The organism is Streptomyces sp. NPDC008001 (assembly GCF_042958085.1).
Taxonomy (GTDB): Bacteria; Actinomycetota; Actinomycetes; order Streptomycetales; family Streptomycetaceae; genus Streptomyces.
The window spans coordinates 525,975-547,593 of record NZ_JBIBIZ010000002.1; the positions used below are offsets into that span (position 1 = coordinate 525,975).

Consider the following 21,619-nt stretch of genomic DNA (forward strand, 5'->3'; position numbering starts at 1 on the left):
CGGGCGGTGGGCTCGTCGCCGCCCGCCCGCTGCTGTTCGCCACGGGGTCAGTGGTCGTCCCAGTGCCCGTCGTGCTGGGCGTGACGGTGCCCGTCGTGGACGTAGCCGGTGTGATCGCTGTGCGGCACGGCGACGTGTCCGCACGCCGCCCCGTGCTGGTGGGCGTGGTTCGCGTGAGAAGCGTGAGCGCTGGTCAGCATGACAGAGCCTTCCTTCTCCCCCGCGGGATCGGATGTGTCCGACCGGAGAGCCTGCTCTTCCAGTGTTGACCGCGCCGGGGATTCACGAAGGTTTCCAGAAGTCGGCTGGAAACACGCCAAGCGCCGGAAGATGACTCGGGCATCAAGCGGCCGCCGCCCGTGTCGCGGCTCGTGACGTGAAACCGGCGAGCTCGCGGTCGCTGCTTGCGTCCGGCCTCTTGCGACCGGGAACCGGCCGGGTGTTCGCTCGATGGGAAGGCCGTACGCGAAGAAGGAGCGCTGACTCATGACCGTTCCCACGCCGTCCCCGACGTGCAGCTCGGGTTGCACCTGTGGTCCGGGCTGCAACTGCGGATGCCAGTCCGGCGGCCCGTGCCAGTGCGGCGGGTAGCCGGCCATCGATCACCGGCGTATGGATCACCGTGCGTATGAACGATGACGAGACGGATACCGGCGCCGCCTCGCCGAGTGCCGTCCCGCCGGGCCGGTCCCGGCGGGACGGCTGACGTCCGGGCCTCACGCCCGGGCACTCATGCGCGGGCTTCCGCCGGCCCGTGGTCGTGCTCGCACGTGGCGTCGTCCAGCCCGTGGGCGTCCCAGGCGGGGAAGGGGTCGGGCCAGGACGTCCCTGCCTCGTCCGGCCGTACGAGGCAGGCGGACAGCGCTCGCCGCAGCGCCTCCGGGCGCAGCTCCCTGCCGATGAAGGCGAGCTCCTGCCCCTGACCGCCGTGCTCGCGGGCGCCGGCGGGCTCGAACCGGGCCACGGCTCCGGCCTGCGACCACAGTCCCGTCACCCGGTCACGTCCGGCCAGCCAGAAGAAGCCCTTGGAGCGCAGCACGTGGCCGTAGGCCCCGGAGCCGAGTTCCTCGGTGACGAATGTCCACAGCCGCTCGGGGTGGAAGGCCCGCTCGGAGCGGAAGACCGTGGAGGAGATGCCGTACTCCTCGGTCTCGGGGGTGTGGTCGCCGTTGAGCTCCATGACCCACCCGGGCGCCTGCTGGGCACGCTCCAGGTCGAAGAGGCCGGTGCCGAGGACCGCTGCCGCGTCCACCCGGCCGTGCTCGGCCGGCACGATGCGGGCGGCCGGATTGAGGCGGGCGAGCGCAGCCCGGAGCCGGCCGGCATCCGCCGCGTCCACCAGGTCGAGCTTGTTGACCACGATGACGTCGGCGAACTCGACCTGGTCCATCAGGAGATCGCTCACCGTCCGCTCGTCGTCCTCGTACTGGTCGAGGCCGCGCTCCACCAGGCCGTCGCCGCACCCGAGTTCGGGGAGGAAGTTCGCGGCGTCCACGACGGTGACCATGGTGTCGAGCCGGGCGAGGTCGCCGAGCGTCGCGCCGTCGTCCCGGGGGAAGGCGAAGGTGGCGGCGACGGGCATCGGTTCGGAGATCCCGCTCGACTCGATGAGCAGGTAGTCGAAGCGGCCCTCGCGGGCCAGCCGGTCCACTTCCTCGAGGAGATCGTCCCGCAGCGTGCAGCAGATGCAGCCGTTGGTCATCTCGACCAGCCGCTCCTCGGTCCGCGACAAGGCGCCTTCTCCGCCCCGGACCAGCGCGGCGTCGATGTTGATCTCGCTCATGTCATTGACGATCACGGCGACGCGCAGACCGTCGCGGTTGGCGAGGACGTGGTTGAGCAGTGTCGTCTTGCCCGCCCCGAGGAAGCCGGACAGGACGGTCACCGGCAGCCGTCGGTCAGCCATGGCCGTCAGCCCTCCGGGTGCAGCAGCCCGCGCTCGTACGCCTTCACCAGGCGCTGCGGCACCAGGTGCACGGCGCCTTCGACGGTGACGGGCACCAGCTGGGTCGTGCTCGCCTTCCACTGGGCGCGGCGGTGTCGGGTGTTGGAGCGGGACATCTTCCGCTTGGGCACGGCCATGGGAAAGGAACCTCCGTTGTCGGTACGTGCCGTCACGCTATCTGAAAACGGAAACCATTACCAAGAGGGGGTTTGGATGGTCGCGGATGAGGGCCGCAACCAGAACTGCAGCCAGGGAACGCCGAAGGCCCCGGCCGGTTTCCCGGTCGGGGCCTTCGGTTCGTGCCCGGTGAGGCACTGGCGGAGGACACGAGATTCGAACTCGTGAGGGGTTGCCCCCAACACGCTTTCCAAACCTTCGTCCGGGGGTTCGGGACGGGACGGTGGTGTTCTGGCCTCGGAAAGAGCTGGTGGAGGCCAGGGCCCCGTACGGTGCCGGACGGGCCGAATGAGACCAGGGCTGAGACCGGAGCGGTCACACTTTCTTTACGACGATTGTGTCCGGGACCAGCTTCTCCAGGTCGTCCACGTCCGATGTGAAGATCGTGACCTGTCCCTTCTGCTGTCTCGCGATGACGGCGAGTACCGCGTCGATCGCGTACTTGTGGCCGTGCAGCTCGGCGTCGGCGAGGAGCCGGCGGGCCTGGCGGGCCTCGTCCTTCCCGATGTCGGCGACCCTCAGCCGGGAGAGCACCCAGTCCCAGCGTTGTTCCGTGGTTCTGCCGTCGTACGCCTCGACCAATGTCATCGGGGACGTCACCACCTCGGCCTCACCCCGTGCCGCGAGGACGAACCAGGCGATCATCTTCCGGTCGCCGCGTACAGCTAGGGACAGGGCTTCGCAGTCGAGTACGAAGACGCGCAGCGGAGGCCGGCTGTGCTCGCCAGCCCGCTTCTTCACGCAGCCTCTCCAGACTGAGGCTTTCCAGCAGCGCGGCGGCCTTCATGCTCGGCGTCGAGGTTCTCCAGCTCCTCGAGCGCTGCCGCGCGCTCGTCTTCGGTGACGGGGCCGTGTTCCTCCTGCAACCAGTCGGCCAGTTCCTGCAACCGGTCTCGATCCCGCTTGGAGCGCAGAGCCTCGGCGACGTACGCCGACAGGCCCCGCTCCGCAGCCTCCGCGCGAATCTCGTCGAGGAGATCCTCGGGGATCGTCACTGTCACTTTCTTGGTCGCCATACAAGCGACCATACTCTTGGTGTTATCGCCCTTACCAGCCTTCCCGCGGCGGGCCGAGGTGACGCAGGCGGACGGCGGTCAGGCAGTAGCGGCAGGGCGTGGGCTGCCGTGGAAGACCTGACGGAGGCCCGCGAGCGCTATGACGTGCTCACGGGCGGCGCGGCCATGGCCGGCGAAGCGCTGAGAGACAAGGATGCGGTAGTCATCACCGATGCCGAGGGCCCCCTTGTCGAAGAACCTTTTGGTGCAGCGAGCAAGACACAGTCCGTTTTCGACGTTGTCCGGGCCGCCGAACGCCCACCATCGCACGTGTGCGGCTTCCAGCCCGACCGACACCGTGCCGATCCTGCCGTCGTAGCCGCAGCAGGGGCACTGGTACTCGTAGACCGTGAGGACCAGCTCCCGCATCCGCCGGTCCCGCCCCCTCCGTGCGGCTGAGAGCTGTCCGGTCTCCGTTGGGTCCAGCTCAAGGCCCACGGCTTCGCACAGCTCACCGCGGAGTGAGGGCGGGAAGCGCAGGTCGAGCAGTACTCGCGCCATCCGCAGGAGTCGTCTTGTTGGGCGGCCTGTACTCGACCAGCAGCTGCTTCAGGTCTTCCTCCACCGCGCTGTATTGCAGCTCACCGTCGGCGTCCTGCTGGAACCGGCCCAGGGCATAGAGGAGCAGCAGTGGTTTATGCGGAGCGCGCACTCCGCTTCTGGCCCACTGCCTCAACTTCGTGGTCCGCTCCAGCCAGTCCATGACCGGTGACCGTAGTTGTGCCCCGTCGAGTGCCGACCCGGGTCTGCCAGGGCATGGCGTTAACCCTGAGCACTCGGTGGGTGTGGAGCGTTCGGCGGGGGTGGGGCGTGACGCTGCTGTGTATGCGTTCACATGATGCTAGTGATCATGGGGCACTTCGAGCCCGCCACGGCGGTACCTGCACCAGTAGATAGCTGTGAAAGACGCAGCAGGGATGCGGCAACAGACTCCCCTGAGCGAAGGGAACGGACTGCGCACTGCAGTGCGCAATTGCCTAACGTGCACCCAGAATCATACGGTCACCTCATCGCATCGGCGCCCAAGGACGCAGTGAAGGTGGGACATGACGAGTGAACAGAACAGAGAAGGGCGGCTCGTTTCACGAGCCGAGATCGCTGCCATGGCCGGCGTCGGACGTTCGGCGGTAACGAACTGGCAGCGGCGCCACGCCACTTTCCCCGAGGCGCTCCGAGCCGGAGAGCGGGAGTTCTTTCGGCTCGCTGACATCGCCCGGTGGCTGAACACCCGTCAGATCCCGGACCGGGACCGTCGCCCGTCGGAGGCCCAAGGATTTACGTACGGTGATCGCCTCCGTGCGTCGCTGCAACAGAGGCAGGCGTCATCGCCGAGTGCCGACGCGCGACGCGTGTCTCCCGATTCGGACGCCGAGCGTGTCCGGTCCCTGGCGCGCAAGACGCTTGCCGAACTGTTGAAGCAGCCGATGCTGCGGCGATGGGGGGCTCGCTCTCTGGAAGGCTATCTTCCGCTGTTGATCTGCCTGACGTTCCTGAGATGGGCGGGCCCCGAGAGGTACGCAGACCTGAAGCGTCTGGTCGAGTCTCGTCCACCGGTCGACCTCAAGTCCTTCCTGCAGAGAGCGGGTGCTGAGGCGGACGAGCTGCTCCGCAGGCAAGGTGTGGTCCCCGCCTTGAGGACGGCGCTGCAGGGTCTGGCGCCCGAGCCGGACGCGGACGCGGCACAGTTGCTGAGCCGGATCGCCTTGCTCGACCGGGAAGCCTTCCGTGACCTGCTCGACGCGTTCGCAGAAGCCGTGGCTCTCGGCAGCCGTGAGGCGTACACGCCTAGGGGCGTCGTGAGTCTGCTGAGCGAGCTGTCCCTGACGGACGGGTCGCCGCATCGGATCAACGACCCCTATCCCAGAGGAGGTGAGCTGCTCGCGGCGGCGGTGGCAGGTGGCGATCCTTCGCTTTCCACGGTTCGCGCGGAGGCACCGAACAGCAGAATGCTGCGTACGGCCGCCATGAATCTGATGATCCACGGTGTCGTCCCGCAGCTGGATTCCTACGACGGGGCCCCATGGCTTGCCATGCCGCGGGACCACTTCGATGGGGCTGACTTCATCCTGACTAATCCGCCGTTCAATGCGGAATCCCGGAGAACCGGTTCCACCAGTTGGCGATATGGGACCCCACCGCCATCCAACGACAATTTTGCCTGGCTCCAGTACGTGCTCTCCAAGCTCAGGCCCGGGGGGCGTGCCGGCGTCATCATGGCCGACAACGCTGCTGTGTCCGACCAGCCGAAAGAGCGGGCGATCCGCCAAGCCATGGTCGAGGACGGCGTGGTCGAATGCATCATCGCCCTTCCTTCGCACCTCTTCACGGGCACCACTGTCTCGGCATGCATCTGGTTTCTGACGACGCCGTCGACGCGTACTGAAGTGCACTTCATCAACGCTCGCCGTGCGGGGAAGATGACCTCCCGAACCCGTCGGGAGCTGGAAGCCGATGACGTGCGGCTGCTGCGGCAGGTCCACCGTTCGCTGTGTGAGGGGAGCCCTCTGCCTGACGATGCGCGGGTACTGGGCCGGTCTGTCTCCGTGCAGGAGATCAAGAAGAGGGACCATTCGCTCAGCCCTGTCGACTACGTGGGCGTCGGAGCGCACACAGCGGCGACCTTCGCGGACGTGGCTGCATCCCGAGAGCGGCTCTGCAGAGCGGAGGAGTCCGCGCTGTCCTCCGATTCGACGGCGCAGTCCCTCTGGGAGCAGGGCATGACGTTCGGCTATATCCGCAAACGCCCGTCGCACGGCTGGTCGAGCCGGCTCCTGGGCGATCTGTGCAACGTCCAGGCCGGTCCTTCCCCTTCACTGCTGAACCCGAAGATGTTCTCCGGCGGTGGGGAGGTCCCTGTTGTACTGCCCAAGCATCTGCGTAATCGGCGTATCTGCGATATCGAGGACAGCAGAGTCTCGCATCGGGACGCGCGACGGCTGGAGCGGTTTCGGGTCGGTGAGGGCGACATCCTGTGCACGCGTACGGGGACGGTCGGGCCTTCGGCCGTCGTGGAGGCAGCGGAAGCCGGGTACCTCTACAGCGGCAATCTCCTCCGCCTGCACGCCTTCAAGCCCGATGTGGACTCGCGCTTTGTCCTCGCCTTCCTCTCCCTCCCTGAAGTGCAGGCGTGGATCAAAGACCGAGCCGCGATGACCACCGTCGCCTCGATCAAGACGAAGGCGATGCAACAGCTTCCTGTGCTGCTGCCGCCGCTCGAGGAGCAGCGTCACATCGCTGATCTCCTGTATGCACTGGACAGCCAGATCGTGGCCCACCACCAGGTGATGGCGGCGGCGGAACGGACGCACAGCGAGGTGGCGACCCTGCTGATGGGGGGTGCTCTCCGGTCCGATGGACACCCGCCCGCACCTGAGGCCGCTGCAGTGCCCTCTTCCCCCGGACCTGGTCGCTCTGATCGCCTCACCCCGAAGGGACACACCAATGAGTGACCTCCCTGCCTTGACGCGGATCGCCTGGCTGCTCGTGGCCGCACTCGCTTCTGTCGTTGTCGCCCTGCTGGCCTTCATGCTGAAGCGAGGCTCTGGGACGGGCAGATCCGAGGCCGTCTTCGTAGCCGGCACGGCGTTCGCCGGCTGCATGGCCTTGTGCCTGGGAGTGCTGGCGGCGGGTTTCGGTACCTGACCGATCGGCCGGTAGAGCGGCCGGAGGCCCGTTGGCCGAGCCCATGCATTGGTGGGGCTGCTTGAGGCTGAGGGCCGGGCGGATCCGCGCGGATGTGGACGAGGACCGCGGCGCCGGCCCGAGCGGGGGTCGCGTGGCCCCGGCTGAGACGGAAACTGAGGCGGAGAAACGCCAGAGGCCCGGACCGCTGATGCGGTCCGGGCCTCTGATCAGGCGGAGGATACGAGATTCGAACTCGTGAGGGGTTGCCCCCAACACGCTTTCCAAGCGTGCGCCCTAGGCCTCTAGGCGAATCCTCCGCCGCAAACAATACAAGACGCGGAGGGGTGCTCGCGAACGCCTGGTCGTGAGGTGGGGGTGGGGTGGGTGCGGGGAGGGGGAGGGGGCACGGGCACGGTGCGGGATCCGCTAGGCTGGGGGCAAGCCCCTCACGTGGCGCTATCTCACTGAACTCCCCCAGGGCCGGAAGGCAGCAAGGGTAGGTGGGCTCTGGCGGGTGCGTGGGGGGCCCTTGTGTTTCCCGGGGTGTTCCAGGGAGCGCGGGCCGGGGCGGGAGGGCCTGTGGATGTGAGCGAGGCCACTTGTCAGTGCGGCCCGATATCGTCGTAGGTGTGTCGTCCCTCGCGCTCTACCGCCGTTACCGCCCCGAGTCCTTCGCCGAGGTCATCGGGCAGGAGCATGTCACCACCCCGTTGCAGCAGGCGCTGCGGAACAACAGGGTCAATCACGCGTATCTGTTCAGCGGACCACGCGGCTGCGGCAAGACGACGAGCGCGCGCATCCTCGCCCGCTGTCTGAACTGCGAGAAGGGGCCGACGCCCACCCCCTGCGGGGAGTGCCAGTCGTGCCAGGACCTCGCGCGCAACGGCCGTGGGTCGATCGATGTCATCGAGATCGACGCCGCCTCCCACGGTGGCGTGGACGATGCCCGTGAGCTGCGGGAGAAGGCCTTCTTCGGGCCCGCCTCCAGCCGCTACAAGATCTACATCATCGACGAGGCCCACATGGTCACCTCGGCGGGCTTCAACGCCCTGCTGAAGGTGGTCGAGGAGCCGCCGGAGCACCTCAAGTTCATCTTCGCGACCACGGAGCCCGAGAAGGTCATCGGGACCATCCGGTCGCGTACGCACCACTACCCGTTCCGCCTAGTCCCGCCCGGCACGCTGCGTGACTACCTGGGCGAGGTGTGCGAGCGCGAGGCCATTCCCGTGGAGGACGGGGTGCTGCCGCTCGTCGTGCGCGCGGGCGCCGGGTCCGTGCGTGACTCGATGTCCGTCATGGACCAGCTCCTCGCCGGTGCGGCCGAGGACGGTGTGACATATGCCATGGCGACCTCCCTCCTGGGGTACACGGACGGGTCGCTGCTCGACGCCGTGGTCGACGCCTTCGCGTCGAACGACGGTGCCGCGGCCTTCGAGGTCGTCGACCGCGTCATCGAGGGCGGCAACGACCCCCGCCGCTTCGTCGCCGACCTCCTGGAGCGCCTCCGCGACCTCGTGATCCTCGCCGCCGTGCCCGACGCGGCGGAAAAGGGGCTGATCGACGCCCCGGCCGATCTCGTGGAGCGCATGCAGGCCCAGGCCGGCGTCTTCGGGCCGGGCGAGCTCAGCCGCGCCGCCGACCTGGTCAACGAGGGCCTGACGGAGATGCGGGGGGCGACCTCGCCGCGGCTGCAGCTGGAGCTGATCTGCGCGCGCGTGCTGCTTCCCGCCGCGTACGACGACGAGCGGTCCGTACGGGCCCGGCTCGACAAGCTGGAGCGAGGCGCGGCCGCGGTCGTGACCGCGCCCATGGTTCCCGCCACCGGATACGTGCCCGGGCCCGGTGCGCACGCCCCTGACCAGGCCTACGCGCAGTCCGCGCCCGCCCCGGGGCTGTCCGGCCCGGCCGCCGCCCGCGCGGCGGTCTCCGGGGCCGCAGCACCTGCTGCCGCCCCCGCTCAGGCCGCGCCCGCCCAGGCCGCCCCCCCGGCCCCGGCTCCCGCAGCAGCGCCGGCCGCACCCATGGCCCCGCAGGCCCCCCAGGCCCCGCCTGCGCCCGTCGTACCCGAGCCCGCCCCCCAGGCCCCCGCTCCCGAGGCCCCCGCGGCCCGTCCCGCCGGTGCCTGGCCGACCGCTGCCGCACCGGGACAGGGCGGCGGCGGAGGCTCCCGCCCCGGCGCCTGGCCCTCCGCCGTCGCCCCCGGGCAGGGCCAGCCCACCCCGGCCCCCGCCGCCCCGGCCGCACCCGTAGCCACAGGCCCCGCGGCAGGAGCCGGGGCAGGAGCCCAGACGCGTCCCGCCGGCGACCCCACGCAGGTCCGCCAGATGTGGCCCGCCATCCTGGACGCGGTCAAGAACCGCCGCCGCTTCACCTGGATCGTCCTCAGCCAGAACGCCGAGGTCGTCGGCTTCGACGGCACCACCCTGCAGGTCGGCTTCGCCAACGCCGGCGCGCGCGACAGCTTCGCCAACAGCGGCAGCGAAGAGGTCCTCCGCCAGGCGATCGGCGACGTCTACCAGGGCCAGGTCCAGTGGAAGATCGAGCTCGTCGTCGGCCCGCCCGGCGGCGGTGGCGGCGCAGGCAGTGCGTTCTCCGGCGGCGGTCCCGCAGGCGGCTTCGGGGCCCCCGCGGGCGGCTTCGGCGGTGGCGGCTACGCCCCGCAGGCCCCCGCACCCGCCGCAGCTCCCCGCCCCGCCGCAGCGCCCGCCCCGGCGGCCCCGCAGCCCCAGGGGAACCAGCAGCAGCACCAGTACCAGGCGTCCGGGGCCCCCACGCCTCCGCCGCCCCCGCCCGCCCAGGCGTACCGCGAGCCCGAGCCGCCGCCCGTCGCCCCCGAGGACGACATGCCCGCCGAGGACGACCCCGACCTCGACGAGACGGCGCTGAGCGGCCACGACCTCATCGTCCGCGAGCTGGGTGCCACGGTCATCGAAGAGATCGCCAACGAGTAGACGCGCACGACCGAGCGGCAAGCGCTACGGCAGCACGCGAGCGCGCACGCGACCCGTGGACAAGAAATCGACACGCACCGCGTAACCGAGCAGCCACAACGAGAGAAACCCCCTGGGTGCGCCGCGTGCGCCCCAGGGCGCCCCCTGTTCTTCTTCCTCCGGCATGGGGCGCCGGAGGCGGCAACCACGTAGGCTCGGGCTACCGAAACAATCGGTGGAGAACAGAGCAGTAAACAAAGCAGCAAACCAAGCAGCAACGAAGCAGTAAACGTCGTCGAAAGCCAGGAGCGAACCCGTGATTCCCGGTGGTGGCCAGCCCAACATGCAGCAGCTCCTCCAGCAGGCGCAGAAGATGCAGCAGGATCTCGCCGCAGCACAGGAAGAGCTCGCCCGCACGCCCGTCGAGGGCACGTCGGGCGGCGGCCTGGTGAAGGCCACGGTCACCGGAGCCGGTGAGCTCCAGGCCCTGGTCATCGACCCCAAGGCCGTCGACCCCGAGGACACCGAGACCCTCGCCGATCTCATCCTCGCCGCCGTCCGCGACGCCAACGGCGCCGCGCAGCAGCTGCAGCAGGAGAAGCTCGGCCCGCTCGCCCAGGGTCTGGGCGGCGGCAGCGGCATCCCGGGCCTGCCCTTCTGACCCCGGCCGGAAGCCCGATGGGCAACCAGCGGGCAAGAAGGACAACCGGCGGGCGAACCGAGAAACGAAGAGCGAAGAAAGCGAAGAAGGAGCACTCGATCCGTGTATGAAGGCGTGGTCCAGGACCTCATCGACGAGCTGGGCAGGCTGCCCGGCGTCGGTCCCAAGAGCGCGCAGCGGATCGCCTTCCACATCCTTCAGGCCGAGCCCGCCGACGTCCGCCGGCTCGCCCACGCCCTGACCGAGGTCAAGGCCAAGGTCCGGTTCTGCGCGGTCTGCGGAAACGTCGCCCAGGAGGAGCGGTGCCGGGTCTGCCAGGACCCGCGCCGCGACCCCGCGGTGATCTGCGTGGTGGAGGAGTCCAAGGACGTCGTCGCCATCGAGCGGACGAGAGAGTTCCGCGGCCGCTACCACGTCCTCGGCGGGGCCATCAGCCCCATCGAGGGCATCGGCCCCGACGATCTGCGCATCCGCGAGCTGCTCGCGCGGCTCGCGGACGGCACGGTCACCGAGCTGATTCTGGCCACCGACCCCAATCTGGAAGGTGAGGCCACCGCCACGTACCTCGCCCGCATGGTGAAGCCCATGGGGCTCAAGGTCACGCGGCTGGCCAGCGGCCTCCCCGTAGGGGGAGACCTTGAATACGCCGACGAGGTCACGCTCGGGCGTGCCTTCGAAGGGAGACGACTTCTCGATGTCTGACGCAACGCTGCATGACGCCAAGCGCGACCCCGACGACTTCGCGGTCTCGGTCGCGGACTCCATCGAGAGCTTCATCGTCGCCGTCGCCGAGGTGTCGCGCGGCGATGAGCCCGACAGCGCCGTGCCCTTCCTGCTGCTGGAGATCTCCCAGCTGCTCCTCACCGGCGGCAGGCTCGGCGCGCACGAGGACTTCTTCCCCGACGAGCGGTACGAGCCCGACGTCGGCCCCGAGCCGGACGTGGACGAGCTGCGGGAGCGCTTCGCCAGGCTCCTCGACCCCGTGGACGTCTACTCGGAGGTCTTCGACCCGTACGTGCCGCGCACCGCACCCGTCGCCTGCCGCATCTCCGACGACCTCGCCGACATCATCACCGACCTGCGGCACGGCATGGCCCACTACCGGGACGGCCGGGTCAGTGAGGCCCTGTGGTGGTGGCAGTTCTCCTACCTCTCCAACTGGGGCCCGACGGCGTCGGCCGCCCTGCGCGCGCTCCAGTCCCTGGTCGCCCACGTCCGCCTCGACCAGCCGCTGGACGAGCTGGGCGGTCTGGACACGGACTCCGGGGCCACGGAGGAGCAGCTCGCCGAGGAGGCGGGGCGCGTGATGCAGGAGGAGATCGCGGGGCCGCTGGGGCTGCGCGGTGCCTGACGGGCACGCCCGCCCGCCCCGCCGACTTCGGCCATCGTTGAGGATTCGACGTCCCCGGCCTTCCTTCCCCTCGTAGCCTGCGAAGCGAGCTGCCCTTGACGAGGGAAGACGAGGGGAAGAAGACATGGACGTCACTCCCGGTGCCGGCCGCCCCGGCATAGGCCCCGCCGAACAGACCGACCCCGCCGTCCACTTGGGCGAGGTCGCGTACGGTCACTTCTACGCCTCGGCGCTGCGTGCCGTCTCCGTGCACCGCGTCGCCGACCACCTCGCCGACGGCCCGCTGCAGCCGGAAGAGCTCGCCCGGCGCGCGGGCCTGCACGGTCCGACGCTGCGCCGCGTCCTGCGGCTGCTCGCCACGCACGGCATCTTCGCGGAGGACGAGCGGGGCGCCTTCGCCCTCACCCCGGCCGCCGAGCTGCTCCGTACGGACGTGCCCGCGTCGGCGCACGCCGGCATGGTCTGGATCACCGAAGAGGTCTTCCGGCGCTCGGCCGAGGGGCTGGAGGACGCCCTCCGTACGGGCGTGACGCCGTTCGAGACGGCGTACGGCCTGCCGTTCTTCGCGTACCTGCAGGCGAACGCGGACGCCCAGCGCGTGTTCGACGAGGGGATGGCGGCCGCGTCCGGGCCGGAGGACGAACTCGTCGCCGAGGCGTACCCGTTCCCCGCCACCGGCACGGTCGTCGACGTCGGCGGCGGCCGCGGCGGGCTGCTCCGGGCCGTGCTCAGCCGGAACCCCGGGCTCTCCGGTGTCCTCTTCGACCAGGAGCAGACGGTCGCCACCCATCTCCTGGACTCGGGGGAGGGCGCCAAGGAGATCGCGGGCCGCTGGCGGACGGACGCCGGCAGCTTCTTCGAGGCCGTGACGCCCGGCGGCGACATCTACCTCCTGAAGCACATCCTGCACGACTGGAACGACGAGGACTGCTTGCGCATCCTGCGGGCGATCCGCGCGGCGATCGTCCCGGGCGGCAAGCTGCTCGCCGTGGACGCCGTCCTTCCGCCGGGCAACGAGCCGCACTTCGCCAAGGTGCTGGACATCATCATGCTGTCCGTGGTGCAGGGCCGGGAGCGTACGGAGCAGGAGTTCCGCGGCTTGCTGGGGGAGGCCGGCTTCAGGGTGGACCGGATCGTGCCCACCCCGCGCTACGCCTCGGTCGTCGAGGCGGTCGCCGTCTAGGCCCCGGCCCCGTATGGTTCCGTATGGTGCAGCTCACAAAGTGAGTGGGGCCGCTCCGGCAGGGCAGGAGCGACCCCGGGCGGTCCGACGGCGTACCGTTCACGATCATGACGCGGGCGGCATGTCTCACCATGCGATATCGGCATGGCTGATTCCGGCCTCTCGTTAGACTGAGCCGACCGCATTACACAGAGCTGCGAGGAGCGCACGTGGGCCTTGTCGTGCAGAAGTACGGAGGCTCCTCCGTTGCCGATGCCGAGGGCATCAAGCGGGTCGCCAAGCGAATCGTGGAAGCCAAGAAGAACGGCCACCAGGTGGTCGTCGTGGTTTCCGCGATGGGTGACACGACGGACGAGTTGATCGATCTCGCCGAGCAGGTTTCGCCGATGCCTGCCGGTCGTGAGTTCGACATGCTGCTGACCGCCGGAGAGCGGATCTCCATGGCCCTGCTGGCGATGGCGATCAAAAACCTCGGCCACGCCGCACAGTCGTTCACCGGCAGCCAGGCCGGTGTCATCACCGACGCGGTCCACGGCAAGGCGCGCATCATCGATGTGACGCCGGGCCGCATCCAGCAGTCGGTGGACTCCGGCAACATCGCGATCGTGGCCGGCTTCCAGGGCGTGTCCCAGGACAGCAAGGACATCACGACCCTGGGCCGCGGCGGCTCCGACACCACCGCCGTCGCCCTGGCCGCCGCGCTGAACGCCGAGGTCTGCGAGATCTACACCGACGTCGACGGGGTCTTCACGGCCGACCCGCGGGTGGTGAAGAAGGCCCGCAAGATCGACTGGATCTCGTTCGAGGACATGCTGGAGCTCGCGAGCTCCGGTTCCAAGGTGCTGCTGCACCGCTGCGTCGAATACGCACGCCGTTACAACATCCCGATCCATGTGCGCTCGTCCTTCTCGGGGCTCCAGGGCACCTGGGTCAGCAACGAACCGCAAGGGGACCAGCCGATGGAGCAGGCGATCATCTCGGGCGTCGCGCACGACACCTCCGAGGCCAAGGTCACGGTCGTCGGGGTGCCGGACAAGCCGGGTGAGGCCGCGACGATCTTCCGGGCGATCGCGGACGCCGAGATCAACATCGACATGGTCGTGCAGAACGTCTCCGCGGCGTCCACCGGCCTGACCGACATCTCCTTCACCCTCCCGAAGACCGAGGGCCGCAAGGCGATCGAGGCGCTGGAGAAGACCAAGGGGCGCGTCGGCTTCGACTCGCTGCGCTACGACGACCAGATCGCGAAGATCTCGCTGGTCGGCGCCGGGATGAAGACCAACCCGGGCGTCACCGCGACGTTCTTCGAGGCGCTGTCGAACGCCGGCGTGAACATCGAGCTGATCTCGACCTCCGAGATCCGCATCTCGGTGGTCACCCGTGCCGACGACGTGAACGAGGCCGTCCGCGCGGTGCACTCCGCCTTCGGCCTGGACAGCGAGAGCGACGAGGCGGTCGTTTACGGCGGCACCGGGCGATGACGTCCGGCCCCGCGGCCCGTACCGGCACCTCCACGGATGCCGGTGCGGGCCGTAAGCCGGTGCTCGCCGTCGTCGGCGCCACCGGTGCCGTCGGCACGGTCATGCTGGAGATCGTTTCGCAGCGCCAGAACGTGTGGGGCGAGATCCGGCTCGTCGCGTCCCCGCGCTCGGCGGGCCGCCGGCTCACCGTGCGTGGTGAGGAGACCGAGGTCGTCGCGCTGAGCGAGGAGGCGTTCGACGGCGTCGACGTCGCCGTGTTCGACGTGCCCGACGAGGTCTCGGCGCAGTGGGCGCCGATCGCCGCGGCCAAGGGCACGGTCGTCGTGGACAACTCCGCGGCCTTCCGGATGGACCCGGACGTGCCGCTGGTGGTGCCCGAGGTGAACGCGCACGCGGCGCGCGTGCGGCCGCGGGGCATCATCGCCAACCCCAACTGCACCACCTTGTCGATGATCGTCGCGGTGGCCGCGCTGCACGCCGAGTTCGGGCTCAGCGAGCTGGTCGTCTCCTCGTACCAGGCGGCTTCCGGAGCGGGCCGGGCCGGCGTCGACACGCTGCGGGCGCAGCTCTCGGCGGTGGCCGGTTCGTCCCTCGGGACGCAGCCCGGCGACGTGCGCCGGGCCGTCGGCGACGGGCTCGGCCCCTTCCCCGCGCCCCTCGCGCTGAACGTGGTGCCGTGGGTGGGGGCGCTCCGGGAGGACGGCTGGTCCTCCGAGGAGCTGAAGATCCGGGACGAGTCCCGCAAGGTCCTGGGGCTGCCGTCGCTGCGGGTCGCGGCGACGTGCGTACGGGTCCCCGTGGTCACCACGCACTCGCTGGCCGTGCATGCGCGGTTCGAGAACGAGGTCACGGTGGAGCAGGCCCACGAGATCCTGGCGAGCGCGCCGGGAGTCGTGCTCGTGGACGACCCGGCCGAGGGGGAGTTCCCTACGCCGGCCGACGCGGTGGGCACGGATCCGACGTGGGTCGGCCGGGTGCGCCGGTCCCTCGACGACCCCGAGGCGCTCGACTTCTTCGTCTGCGGCGACAATCTGCGCAAGGGAGCGGCACTGAACACGGTCCAGGTCGCCGAATGCGTGGCGGCCGAGCTGACCACTCCCTAATCTGGAGAAGTGGTGAAGGTCTTGTAGGTCCTGTGATCAAGTCGTTGGTCCAGACCTCTTGAACTGGGCAGATGAAGTGTTCGACGATGCGCTCCCCGCCCACTGCAACCGCCAGCGGGCCGGGGGGCGTCTTTGCTGCCGTCTCTCAGGGCGGTATCAAAACCGGGGCATTGAGGAAGAGCTGGTACGCATGAGGGCATATGACGCATCGTCACGCGGCGCATCGTCAGACGCGGCGCCTCGCGTGTACAACCCTGACGGGGGGAAGCGTGTCCAACAGGCGTGGCAGAGGTCATCAGCATCGCAACCGCCCCGAGGCGTGGCAGCAGCCCACTGCGTCCGCGTTCCCACTCGCCGGGCGGCATGCCGGTGATTGCTCCCTGGCCGACCGCCCGCCCCGCCGCCCAGATCCCGCCCCAGCGGGGGGACGCTGACGAAGCAATGGCAGCGGGCACCACAGTCGACCACCTCACCGAGACCTACAGGGCCCACTACCGGTCCCTCCTCGGCCTTGCCGCGCTGCTCCTCGACGACACCGCCTCCTGCGAGGACGTGGTCCAGGAGGCCTTCATACGGGTGCACTCCGCGCGCGGCCGGGTCCGGGACCCCGAGAAGACCCTCGCCTACCTGAGGCAGACCGTCGTCAATCTGTCCCGCTCCGCGCTCCGCCGCCGGATCCTCGGGCTGAAGCTGCTCTCCAAGCCGATGCCCGACATGGCGAGCGCCGAAGAGGGTGCGTACGAACAGCTGGAGCGCGACCAATTGATCAAAGCGATGCGCGGACTGCAACGCCGCCAGCGTGAAGTCCTCGTCCTCCGCTACTTCGCCGATATGACCGAGGCCCAGGTCGCCGAGACCCTGGGCCTCTCGCTCGGCTCGGTCAAGGCGTACGGGTCGCGGGGCATCGCGGCGCTCCGCGTCGCCATGGAGGCTCCGGCATGACCCGCCCCCCTTACGACGGGCCCGGTCCCGCCGGCGAGCACGGCGGTGGCAGGGACGAGCCCGGTGCGCACGACGGCGGCACCGGCGGACCCGGCATGGACGAACAGACGCTCCGGCAGCTGCTGCAGGGCGCCGTCGGGGACCTCGAGCCCGCCCCCGACTCGCTGGAGCACATCCGGCGCGCCGTGCCGGCCCGGCGTACCCGCCGCAGGCAGGTCCTCGTCGGCGCCGCGGCCGCGCTGATCCTCGGCGGCACGGCCCTGCCGGCCGTCGTGCACGTCGCCACCACCCAGGATGCGGTCGAGGACCGCCACGCCAACACGGCCAGCAGCCGGCACGCTCCCGAGGAGACGGGCACCGAGCCCGAAGGGGGCAGTGACGGCGCCGGCCGGCCCGACGAGGGCGAGGCCCGGAACCACGACGACAAGCGGGAAGAGCGCAAGGAAGAGGGGAAGAAGGGGAACGAACCGAAACCCGCGGGCTCCTCCCCGGCCGGTGTCCCCCCCGCCCCCACGAACACCTTCGCCGCGGTCTCCCCGACCTGCGACCGCGACCAGCTCGGCAAGGGCAGCGGAACGGTCGGGCCGGCCGACCGCGCCGGGCGCGTCTACGGCGCCTTCCGCGTGGTCAACGTCTCCCGCGCCGTCTGTACGGTGGGCGGGCCGGGGACCGTCGCCGCGAGCCCGCGGGGGAGCGCCGAGAGCGGTCGCGTCTCCGTCGTGGACCACACGCCCGGTGACGCCGCGACCGGTCTGCCCGACCCCACGACCGAGCCCAGCGAGGTCATCCTGCAGCCCGGGCAGGCCTACGAGGTGAAGTTCGCCTGGATCCCGGCCGGTGACGGCGGGCGCAACGGCTGTCCCAAGAGCACCGCCGGCCCCTCTCCGGCGCCTTCGTCCGGAGGCGGCGCCAGCGCCTCCCCGGCCGGCTCCGGCACCGCGCCGCAGCAGCAGTCGATCGTGCCCGATTCGCCGCCGCCCACGCATCCGCCGAGCGTCGTCCTCAGCCACACCCCGGACGTGGGCGAGCCGGCGATAGCCGACGCCAAGATCGATGACGCGTGCGCCGGCACCGTCTACCGCACGGGCCCCATCGTCACGGCGAGCTGACCCCGCCACGACGGTGCCGGCCGGGGCACGGGCCGGGACCGCGACCGGTTCGCGGGACCGCGGCGGCGCCCCTCGAAGGGGCCGGTGCCCGGCTCTGCGGCCGTGCCCGTACCGTGGTGGTGTGTATCGGTTCCTGCTGACTCCCCGCTGGTGGGCGATCAACGTCTTCACCGTGGTGGCCATCCCCTTCTGTCTCTTCATGGGCAGCTGGCAGCTCGGCCGCTTCGAAACGCGCGTCGACTCGCACCGCGAGCAGCAGACGCAGGCCGACGACGCCCGCAAGGCCGAGGCCGAGCCGCTGCGCGACCTCCTCCCCGTGACGACCGAGACCTCCGGCCGCCGGGCGACGGCCTCCGGCCGCTACGACACCGAGCACCAGCTGCTCGTACCGGAGCGGACACTGGACGACCGCCAGGGCTTCTACGTGCTGACCCTCCTGCGCACCGACGACGGCAAGGCCCTTCCCGTCGTCCGCGGCTGGCTGCCCGGCGACGCGGACTCCAAGGCCGACACCGCCAAGGTCCCGGCCCCGCCGACCGGTCATGTGACCGTCACCGGTGCCCTCCAGTCCTCGGAGAGCCCCGGTTCCAAGGGCGTGCGGTCCGGGGGCGGCCTGCCCCGGGGTCAGCTCGGCGTGATCAGCGCCGCCTCACTGGTCAACCTCGTGCCGTACGGGGTCCACGATGCGTGGATCACGGCCACCGAGGCGGACGGGGCCATGACCCCGGTGCCCCCGGCCGCCGCCCCGGGCAGCGGCCTGGACCTCAAGGCCTTCCAGAACCTCGGCTACACCGGGGAGTGGTTCGTCTTCGCCGGCTTCGTGCTGTTCATGTGGGCCAGGCTCTTCCGCCGCGAGGCGGAGGCCGCACGGGACCTGGCCCTCGGCATCACTCCGGAGCCGGCTCCGGGCGGGCCCGGTCAGGACGGCCCAGATGACGCTCCGCAAAAGCGATCTCCAGCCGGAGCTGCTTGATCCGCTCCTCCACCACCAGGGAGCCGTGCCCCGCGTCGTAGCGGTACACCTCCAGGGGGTGGCCCCGCTGCTCCAGCCGCTCCACGTAGTTCTCGATCTGGCGGATCGGGCACCGCGGGTCGTTCATGCCCGCGGAGATGTAGACCGGCGCCCGCACCTGGTCGACGTACGTCAGCGGCGAGGACGCCGCGTAGCGCTCCGGCACCTCCTCCGGGGTGCCGCCCAGCAGCGTGCGGTCCAGGGCCTTCAGCGCCTCCATCTCGTCGTGGTACGCCGTGACGTAGTCCGCGACGGGCACGCCGGCCAGGCCCAGTGCCCACGCCTCCGGCTGGGTGCCCAGGCCGAGCAGCGTCAGATAGCCGCCCCACGACCCGCCCGCCAGCACCAGCCGTCCGGGGTCGGCGATCCCCGCGGAGACCGTCCAGTCCCGGACGGCCGCGATGTCCTCCAGCTCGATGAGGCCCACCCGGTGCTTGAGCGCGTCCGTCCACGCGCGGCCGTAGCCCGTCGAGCCGCGGTAGTTGACCCGGACGACCGCGTAGCCGTGGTCCACCCAGGCCGCGGGCCCCGCGGCGAACGCGTCGCTGTCGTGCCAGGTCGGGCCGCCGTGGATGTCGAAGACCGTGGGGAAGGGGCCCTCTCCCTCCGGCTTCTGGATCAGGGCGTGCACCCTGCCGCCGGGCCCCTCCACCCACACGTCCTCGACGGGCACGGAGACCGGCGCCTTGCCGACCCCGCCCGGCAGCACCGGCGGATCCAGCACGACCTGCCCGTGCGTGGACCGCACCACCGACGGCTCGGCGGCCGAGGACCACAGGAACTCCACACTCCCGTCCGGCCGCGGCAGGGCGCCCGACACCGTGCCCGCAGGGGTGTCCAGGCGGGTCAGCGAGCCCCCGGCGAGCTCGCAGCGGAACAGCTCGCTGCGGGCCTGGAAGCTGTGCTCGACGAGCAGCGCGGAGCCGTCCGGATACCAGGTGGCGTCCAGGTCGCCCGGCAGGCCGAGGACCAGCGCCGTCTCCTCGCCCGTGGCGGCGTCCCACAGCATCGGCTCCCAGCGGCCCCGCCGCTGGTGCCCGACGAGCAGCCGGGAGTCGCCGGGCACCGGCGCGAAGCCCATGACGGCCAGGCCCAGCTCCTCCGTGCCGCCGCGGGTGTCGTCCAGCTCGGCGACGGTGGTGCCGTCCGGCCGCACGATCCGGACGGCCGAGTGCATCGCGTCGCCGTGCTCGGTGTGCTCGATCGCGATCAGCGTGCCGTCGTACGACATGCCGCCCACGCCCGCGGACTCCGCGTGGCGGTAGATCTCGACGGGCCCGGCACCGGGCCGCGCCACGTGGACCGTGGAGCCGCCCTTGTCCGTGGAGCGGCCGGCCACCGCCGTGCCGTCGCGGCCCAGGGCCAGGCCGGCCGGGTAGGACGGTTCGAGGCCCGGCACGGCCGGCTCGTCGGGACCGCCGTGGAAGGGCTGGCGCATCCACACGCCGAACTCGTCCCCGTCCTTGTCGGAGAACCACCAGATCCACTCGCCGTCGGGCGACAGCACGCCGCCCGTCGTGCCGTTCGGCCGGTCCGTCGCCTGGCGCTGCTCGCCCGTCGCACGGTCCCACGCGTACACCTCGAACGTGCCCGTCACGTTCGACACGAACAGGGCGCGGTCGGGGGCGTCCTTCGCCCATCTCGGCAGCCCGACGCGCGGCGCCCGGAAGCGCTTCTCCCAATCCGGCATCGCTGCCGCTTCCGGCGTGGCTGCCGCATCCGGCACGGCCGCCGCATCGTCGTTCTGCTCGGACCCGTTGCTCTCAGTCATGGCCCCATTCTGCGCCGGAGTACGGACATGGCGCCGAGACGAGCCCCAGCCTGTGGATAACCTCCATTCCACTGCGGGGCTGTTGGGGAGAGAAGTGACTGGCGTGGTCAGTGGTTCTCCTGCAGCCAGGCCAGCACCTGGGCCGCGTGCCGGTCCGGCGGGAAGACGGGATAGAAGACGTGCTCGATCACGCCGTCGCGGAGGATCAGCGTCAGCCGCTTGAACAGCCGCTGCCCGCCCGCCTCGAACGTCGGCAGCCCGAGCGCCGCGGCCAGGCTCAGTGAGGGGTCCGAGAGCATGGAGAAGGGCAGCCGCAGCCGTTCCACGAGCTCGCGCTGGTAGGTGGTGTCCTGGCCGGACAGGCCGTGGACGCGCGCCGCGCCCGCGGCGACGAGCTCCTGGTGGTGGTCCCGGAAGCCGCACGCCTCGGCGGTGCAGCCGCGGGCCCCGGGGATCGCCTCCCAGCCGTCCGGCAGGTCGGTGTCCGGGCGGCCGCTCAGCGGATAGACGTAGAGGACCGTCCGGCCCGGGCCCGGCTCGTCCAGGCGTACCGTTTCGCCGGCCGTGCCGGGCAGCGAGAGGCGAGGAACCCGCAGCCCGGGCAGGTGCCGGGCCGCCCCGTCGTCCTCCGGAACGGGCAGACCGGCGGGAAGAGCGCCGTGATCGGTGGGGAGGGCGCCGTGATCGGCGGGGAGGATGCCGTGATCGGTGACAGCGGGCCGCGGTGCCGAGCTGTTGCGGTACGCGGCCTCGTGCAACTGCCCGAGCAGGGCCGTGCGGCGGGCGGTGAGGCCCTCGATCCGCTCGGTCAGCTCGTCGATGGCCGCGCGGTATCCGGCCAGGGAGGCCGGGCAGTCGTCGCCGTACTGCCTGCCGGCCGTCAGGCACTCCAGGAAGGGCCGGGTGCGCTCGGCCGGGATGCCCAGACGGCCGAGCGCCCTGATCTCCCGGACGAGCCGTACGTGTTGCGCGTCGTAGGAGCGATAGCCGTTGGGCAGCCGCGCGGGGGTGAGGAGACCCAGCGATTCGTAATAGCGCACGGCCTTCGCCGTGGTGCCGGCACGCCGTGCGAGCTCACCGATGCGCAGGCCGCCACCGCCCGTGTCGCCGCCGTTCCGTATGTCGCTCATGGTTTCGGACGGTAAACCCTGCCCCCGAGGGCAAGGTCAAGAAGCGGGCGTCAGAAGACGCAAAGTGGCCGCGTGGGCGTGGAGAGTGACCCTGTCCTGTCGATTCGTGGCGCAGCCCGTGCCGGGTCGTGGCTTGAGATGCGCT

The 21,619-nt window shown here is 70.7% G+C and carries 19 protein-coding genes, 1 tRNA gene, 1 other RNA gene and 1 pseudogene; 13 read left to right on the forward strand and 9 right to left on the reverse strand.

Annotation, left to right across the window (positions count from 1 at the left end; translation table 11 throughout):
- Positions 1-47 precede the first annotated feature (47 nt).
- From ACFZCD_RS07395 to ACFZCD_RS07420, 6 genes and pseudogenes are all read right to left on the reverse strand, one after another.
- Entirely contained in the window at positions 48-200 is a 153-nt protein-coding gene (locus ACFZCD_RS07395) for a hypothetical protein (RefSeq protein WP_391829029.1), read from the reverse strand.
- 530 nt (positions 201-730) lie between these two features.
- On the reverse strand, positions 731-1,906 hold the full coding sequence (locus ACFZCD_RS07400) for a GTP-binding protein (RefSeq protein WP_391828818.1): 1,176 nt from the start codon (positions 1,904-1,906) through the stop codon (positions 731-733).
- A 5-nt stretch (positions 1,907-1,911) separates the two neighbouring features.
- Positions 1,912-2,082, reverse strand: coding sequence for a 50S ribosomal protein L32 (rpmF, locus tag ACFZCD_RS07405; protein ID WP_356280151.1), 171 nt, complete (start codon positions 2,080-2,082; stop codon positions 1,912-1,914).
- Positions 2,083-2,437: 355 nt separating this feature from the next.
- The gene (locus ACFZCD_RS07410; protein WP_391828819.1) at positions 2,438-2,863 is read right to left on the reverse strand and encodes a hypothetical protein; all 426 of its coding nucleotides are present in this window, start codon (positions 2,861-2,863) and stop codon (positions 2,438-2,440) included.
- Positions 2,860-3,138, reverse strand: coding sequence for a CopG family transcriptional regulator (locus ACFZCD_RS07415; protein ID WP_391828820.1), 279 nt, complete (start codon positions 3,136-3,138; stop codon positions 2,860-2,862). The genes ACFZCD_RS07410 and ACFZCD_RS07415 overlap by 4 nt, the downstream gene beginning before the upstream one ends.
- 78 nt (positions 3,139-3,216) lie before the next feature.
- A pseudogene (locus ACFZCD_RS07420) lies at positions 3,217-3,880 on the reverse strand (HNH endonuclease).
- A gap of 343 nt (positions 3,881-4,223) precedes the next feature.
- On the opposite strand from ACFZCD_RS07420, the gene ACFZCD_RS07425 reads away from it, so the two are divergent.
- Positions 4,224-6,626: an N-6 DNA methylase gene (locus ACFZCD_RS07425; RefSeq protein WP_391828821.1), complete on the forward strand. Its 2,403-nt coding sequence runs from the start codon at positions 4,224-4,226 to the stop codon at positions 6,624-6,626.
- Complete coding sequence (locus tag ACFZCD_RS07430) at positions 6,619-6,819, forward strand: hypothetical protein (protein ID WP_391828822.1); 201 nt, start codon at positions 6,619-6,621, stop codon at positions 6,817-6,819. The genes ACFZCD_RS07425 and ACFZCD_RS07430 overlap by 8 nt, the downstream gene beginning before the upstream one ends.
- Before the next feature lie 214 nt (positions 6,820-7,033).
- Here ACFZCD_RS07430 and ACFZCD_RS07435 read toward each other — a convergent pair.
- Positions 7,034-7,118, reverse strand: a tRNA-Ser gene (locus tag ACFZCD_RS07435).
- 121 nt (positions 7,119-7,239) lie between these two features.
- Between ACFZCD_RS07435 and ffs the strand changes: the two genes are divergently transcribed.
- From ffs to ACFZCD_RS07490, 11 genes are all read left to right on the forward strand, one after another.
- Positions 7,240-7,334, forward strand: an RNA gene (gene ffs, locus ACFZCD_RS07440) — signal recognition particle sRNA small type.
- Between the two features lie 96 nt (positions 7,335-7,430).
- On the forward strand, positions 7,431-9,752 hold the full coding sequence (locus ACFZCD_RS07445; protein ID WP_391828823.1) for a DNA polymerase III subunit gamma and tau: 2,322 nt from the start codon (positions 7,431-7,433) through the stop codon (positions 9,750-9,752).
- Positions 9,753-10,047: 295 nt separating this feature from the next.
- Entirely contained in the window at positions 10,048-10,392 is a 345-nt protein-coding gene (locus ACFZCD_RS07450) for a YbaB/EbfC family nucleoid-associated protein (RefSeq protein ID WP_391828824.1), read from the forward strand.
- 102 nt (positions 10,393-10,494) lie between these two features.
- Positions 10,495-11,094, forward strand: a complete 600-nt coding sequence (gene recR / locus ACFZCD_RS07455; protein ID WP_391828825.1) for a recombination mediator RecR — start codon at positions 10,495-10,497, stop codon at positions 11,092-11,094.
- Positions 11,087-11,743, forward strand: coding sequence for a DUF5063 domain-containing protein (locus tag ACFZCD_RS07460; RefSeq protein ID WP_391828826.1), 657 nt, complete (start codon positions 11,087-11,089; stop codon positions 11,741-11,743). Before recR ends, ACFZCD_RS07460 begins: the two co-directional genes overlap by 8 nt.
- Before the next feature lie 124 nt (positions 11,744-11,867).
- Positions 11,868-12,926, forward strand: coding sequence for a methyltransferase (locus ACFZCD_RS07465; protein WP_391828827.1), 1,059 nt, complete (start codon positions 11,868-11,870; stop codon positions 12,924-12,926).
- A 209-nt stretch (positions 12,927-13,135) separates the two neighbouring features.
- Entirely contained in the window at positions 13,136-14,407 is a 1,272-nt protein-coding gene (locus ACFZCD_RS07470) for an aspartate kinase (RefSeq protein ID WP_391828828.1), read from the forward strand.
- Entirely contained in the window at positions 14,404-15,510 is a 1,107-nt protein-coding gene (locus tag ACFZCD_RS07475; protein ID WP_391828829.1) for an aspartate-semialdehyde dehydrogenase, read from the forward strand. The genes ACFZCD_RS07470 and ACFZCD_RS07475 overlap by 4 nt, the downstream gene beginning before the upstream one ends.
- A gap of 282 nt (positions 15,511-15,792) precedes the next feature.
- Entirely contained in the window at positions 15,793-16,452 is a 660-nt protein-coding gene (locus ACFZCD_RS07480; RefSeq protein ID WP_391828830.1) for a SigE family RNA polymerase sigma factor, read from the forward strand.
- On the forward strand, positions 16,449-17,561 hold the full coding sequence (locus ACFZCD_RS07485; protein ID WP_391828831.1) for a hypothetical protein: 1,113 nt from the start codon (positions 16,449-16,451) through the stop codon (positions 17,559-17,561). Before ACFZCD_RS07480 ends, ACFZCD_RS07485 begins: the two co-directional genes overlap by 4 nt.
- A 121-nt stretch (positions 17,562-17,682) precedes the next feature.
- Complete coding sequence (locus tag ACFZCD_RS07490; RefSeq protein ID WP_391828832.1) at positions 17,683-18,534, forward strand: SURF1 family protein; 852 nt, start codon at positions 17,683-17,685, stop codon at positions 18,532-18,534.
- Here ACFZCD_RS07490 and ACFZCD_RS07495 read toward each other — a convergent pair.
- Together ACFZCD_RS07495 and ACFZCD_RS07500 are read right to left on the reverse strand one after the other, a co-directional pair.
- Entirely contained in the window at positions 18,449-20,344 is a 1,896-nt protein-coding gene (locus tag ACFZCD_RS07495; RefSeq protein ID WP_391828833.1) for a prolyl oligopeptidase family serine peptidase, read from the reverse strand. The two genes, ACFZCD_RS07490 and ACFZCD_RS07495, sit on opposite strands and share 86 nt — an antisense overlap.
- A gap of 107 nt (positions 20,345-20,451) precedes the next feature.
- Positions 20,452-21,432 (reverse strand): MerR family transcriptional regulator, encoded by a 981-nt coding sequence (locus ACFZCD_RS07500; RefSeq protein WP_391829014.1) that lies wholly within the window; start codon positions 21,430-21,432, stop codon positions 20,452-20,454.
- Positions 21,433-21,619: the final 187 nt, after the last annotated feature.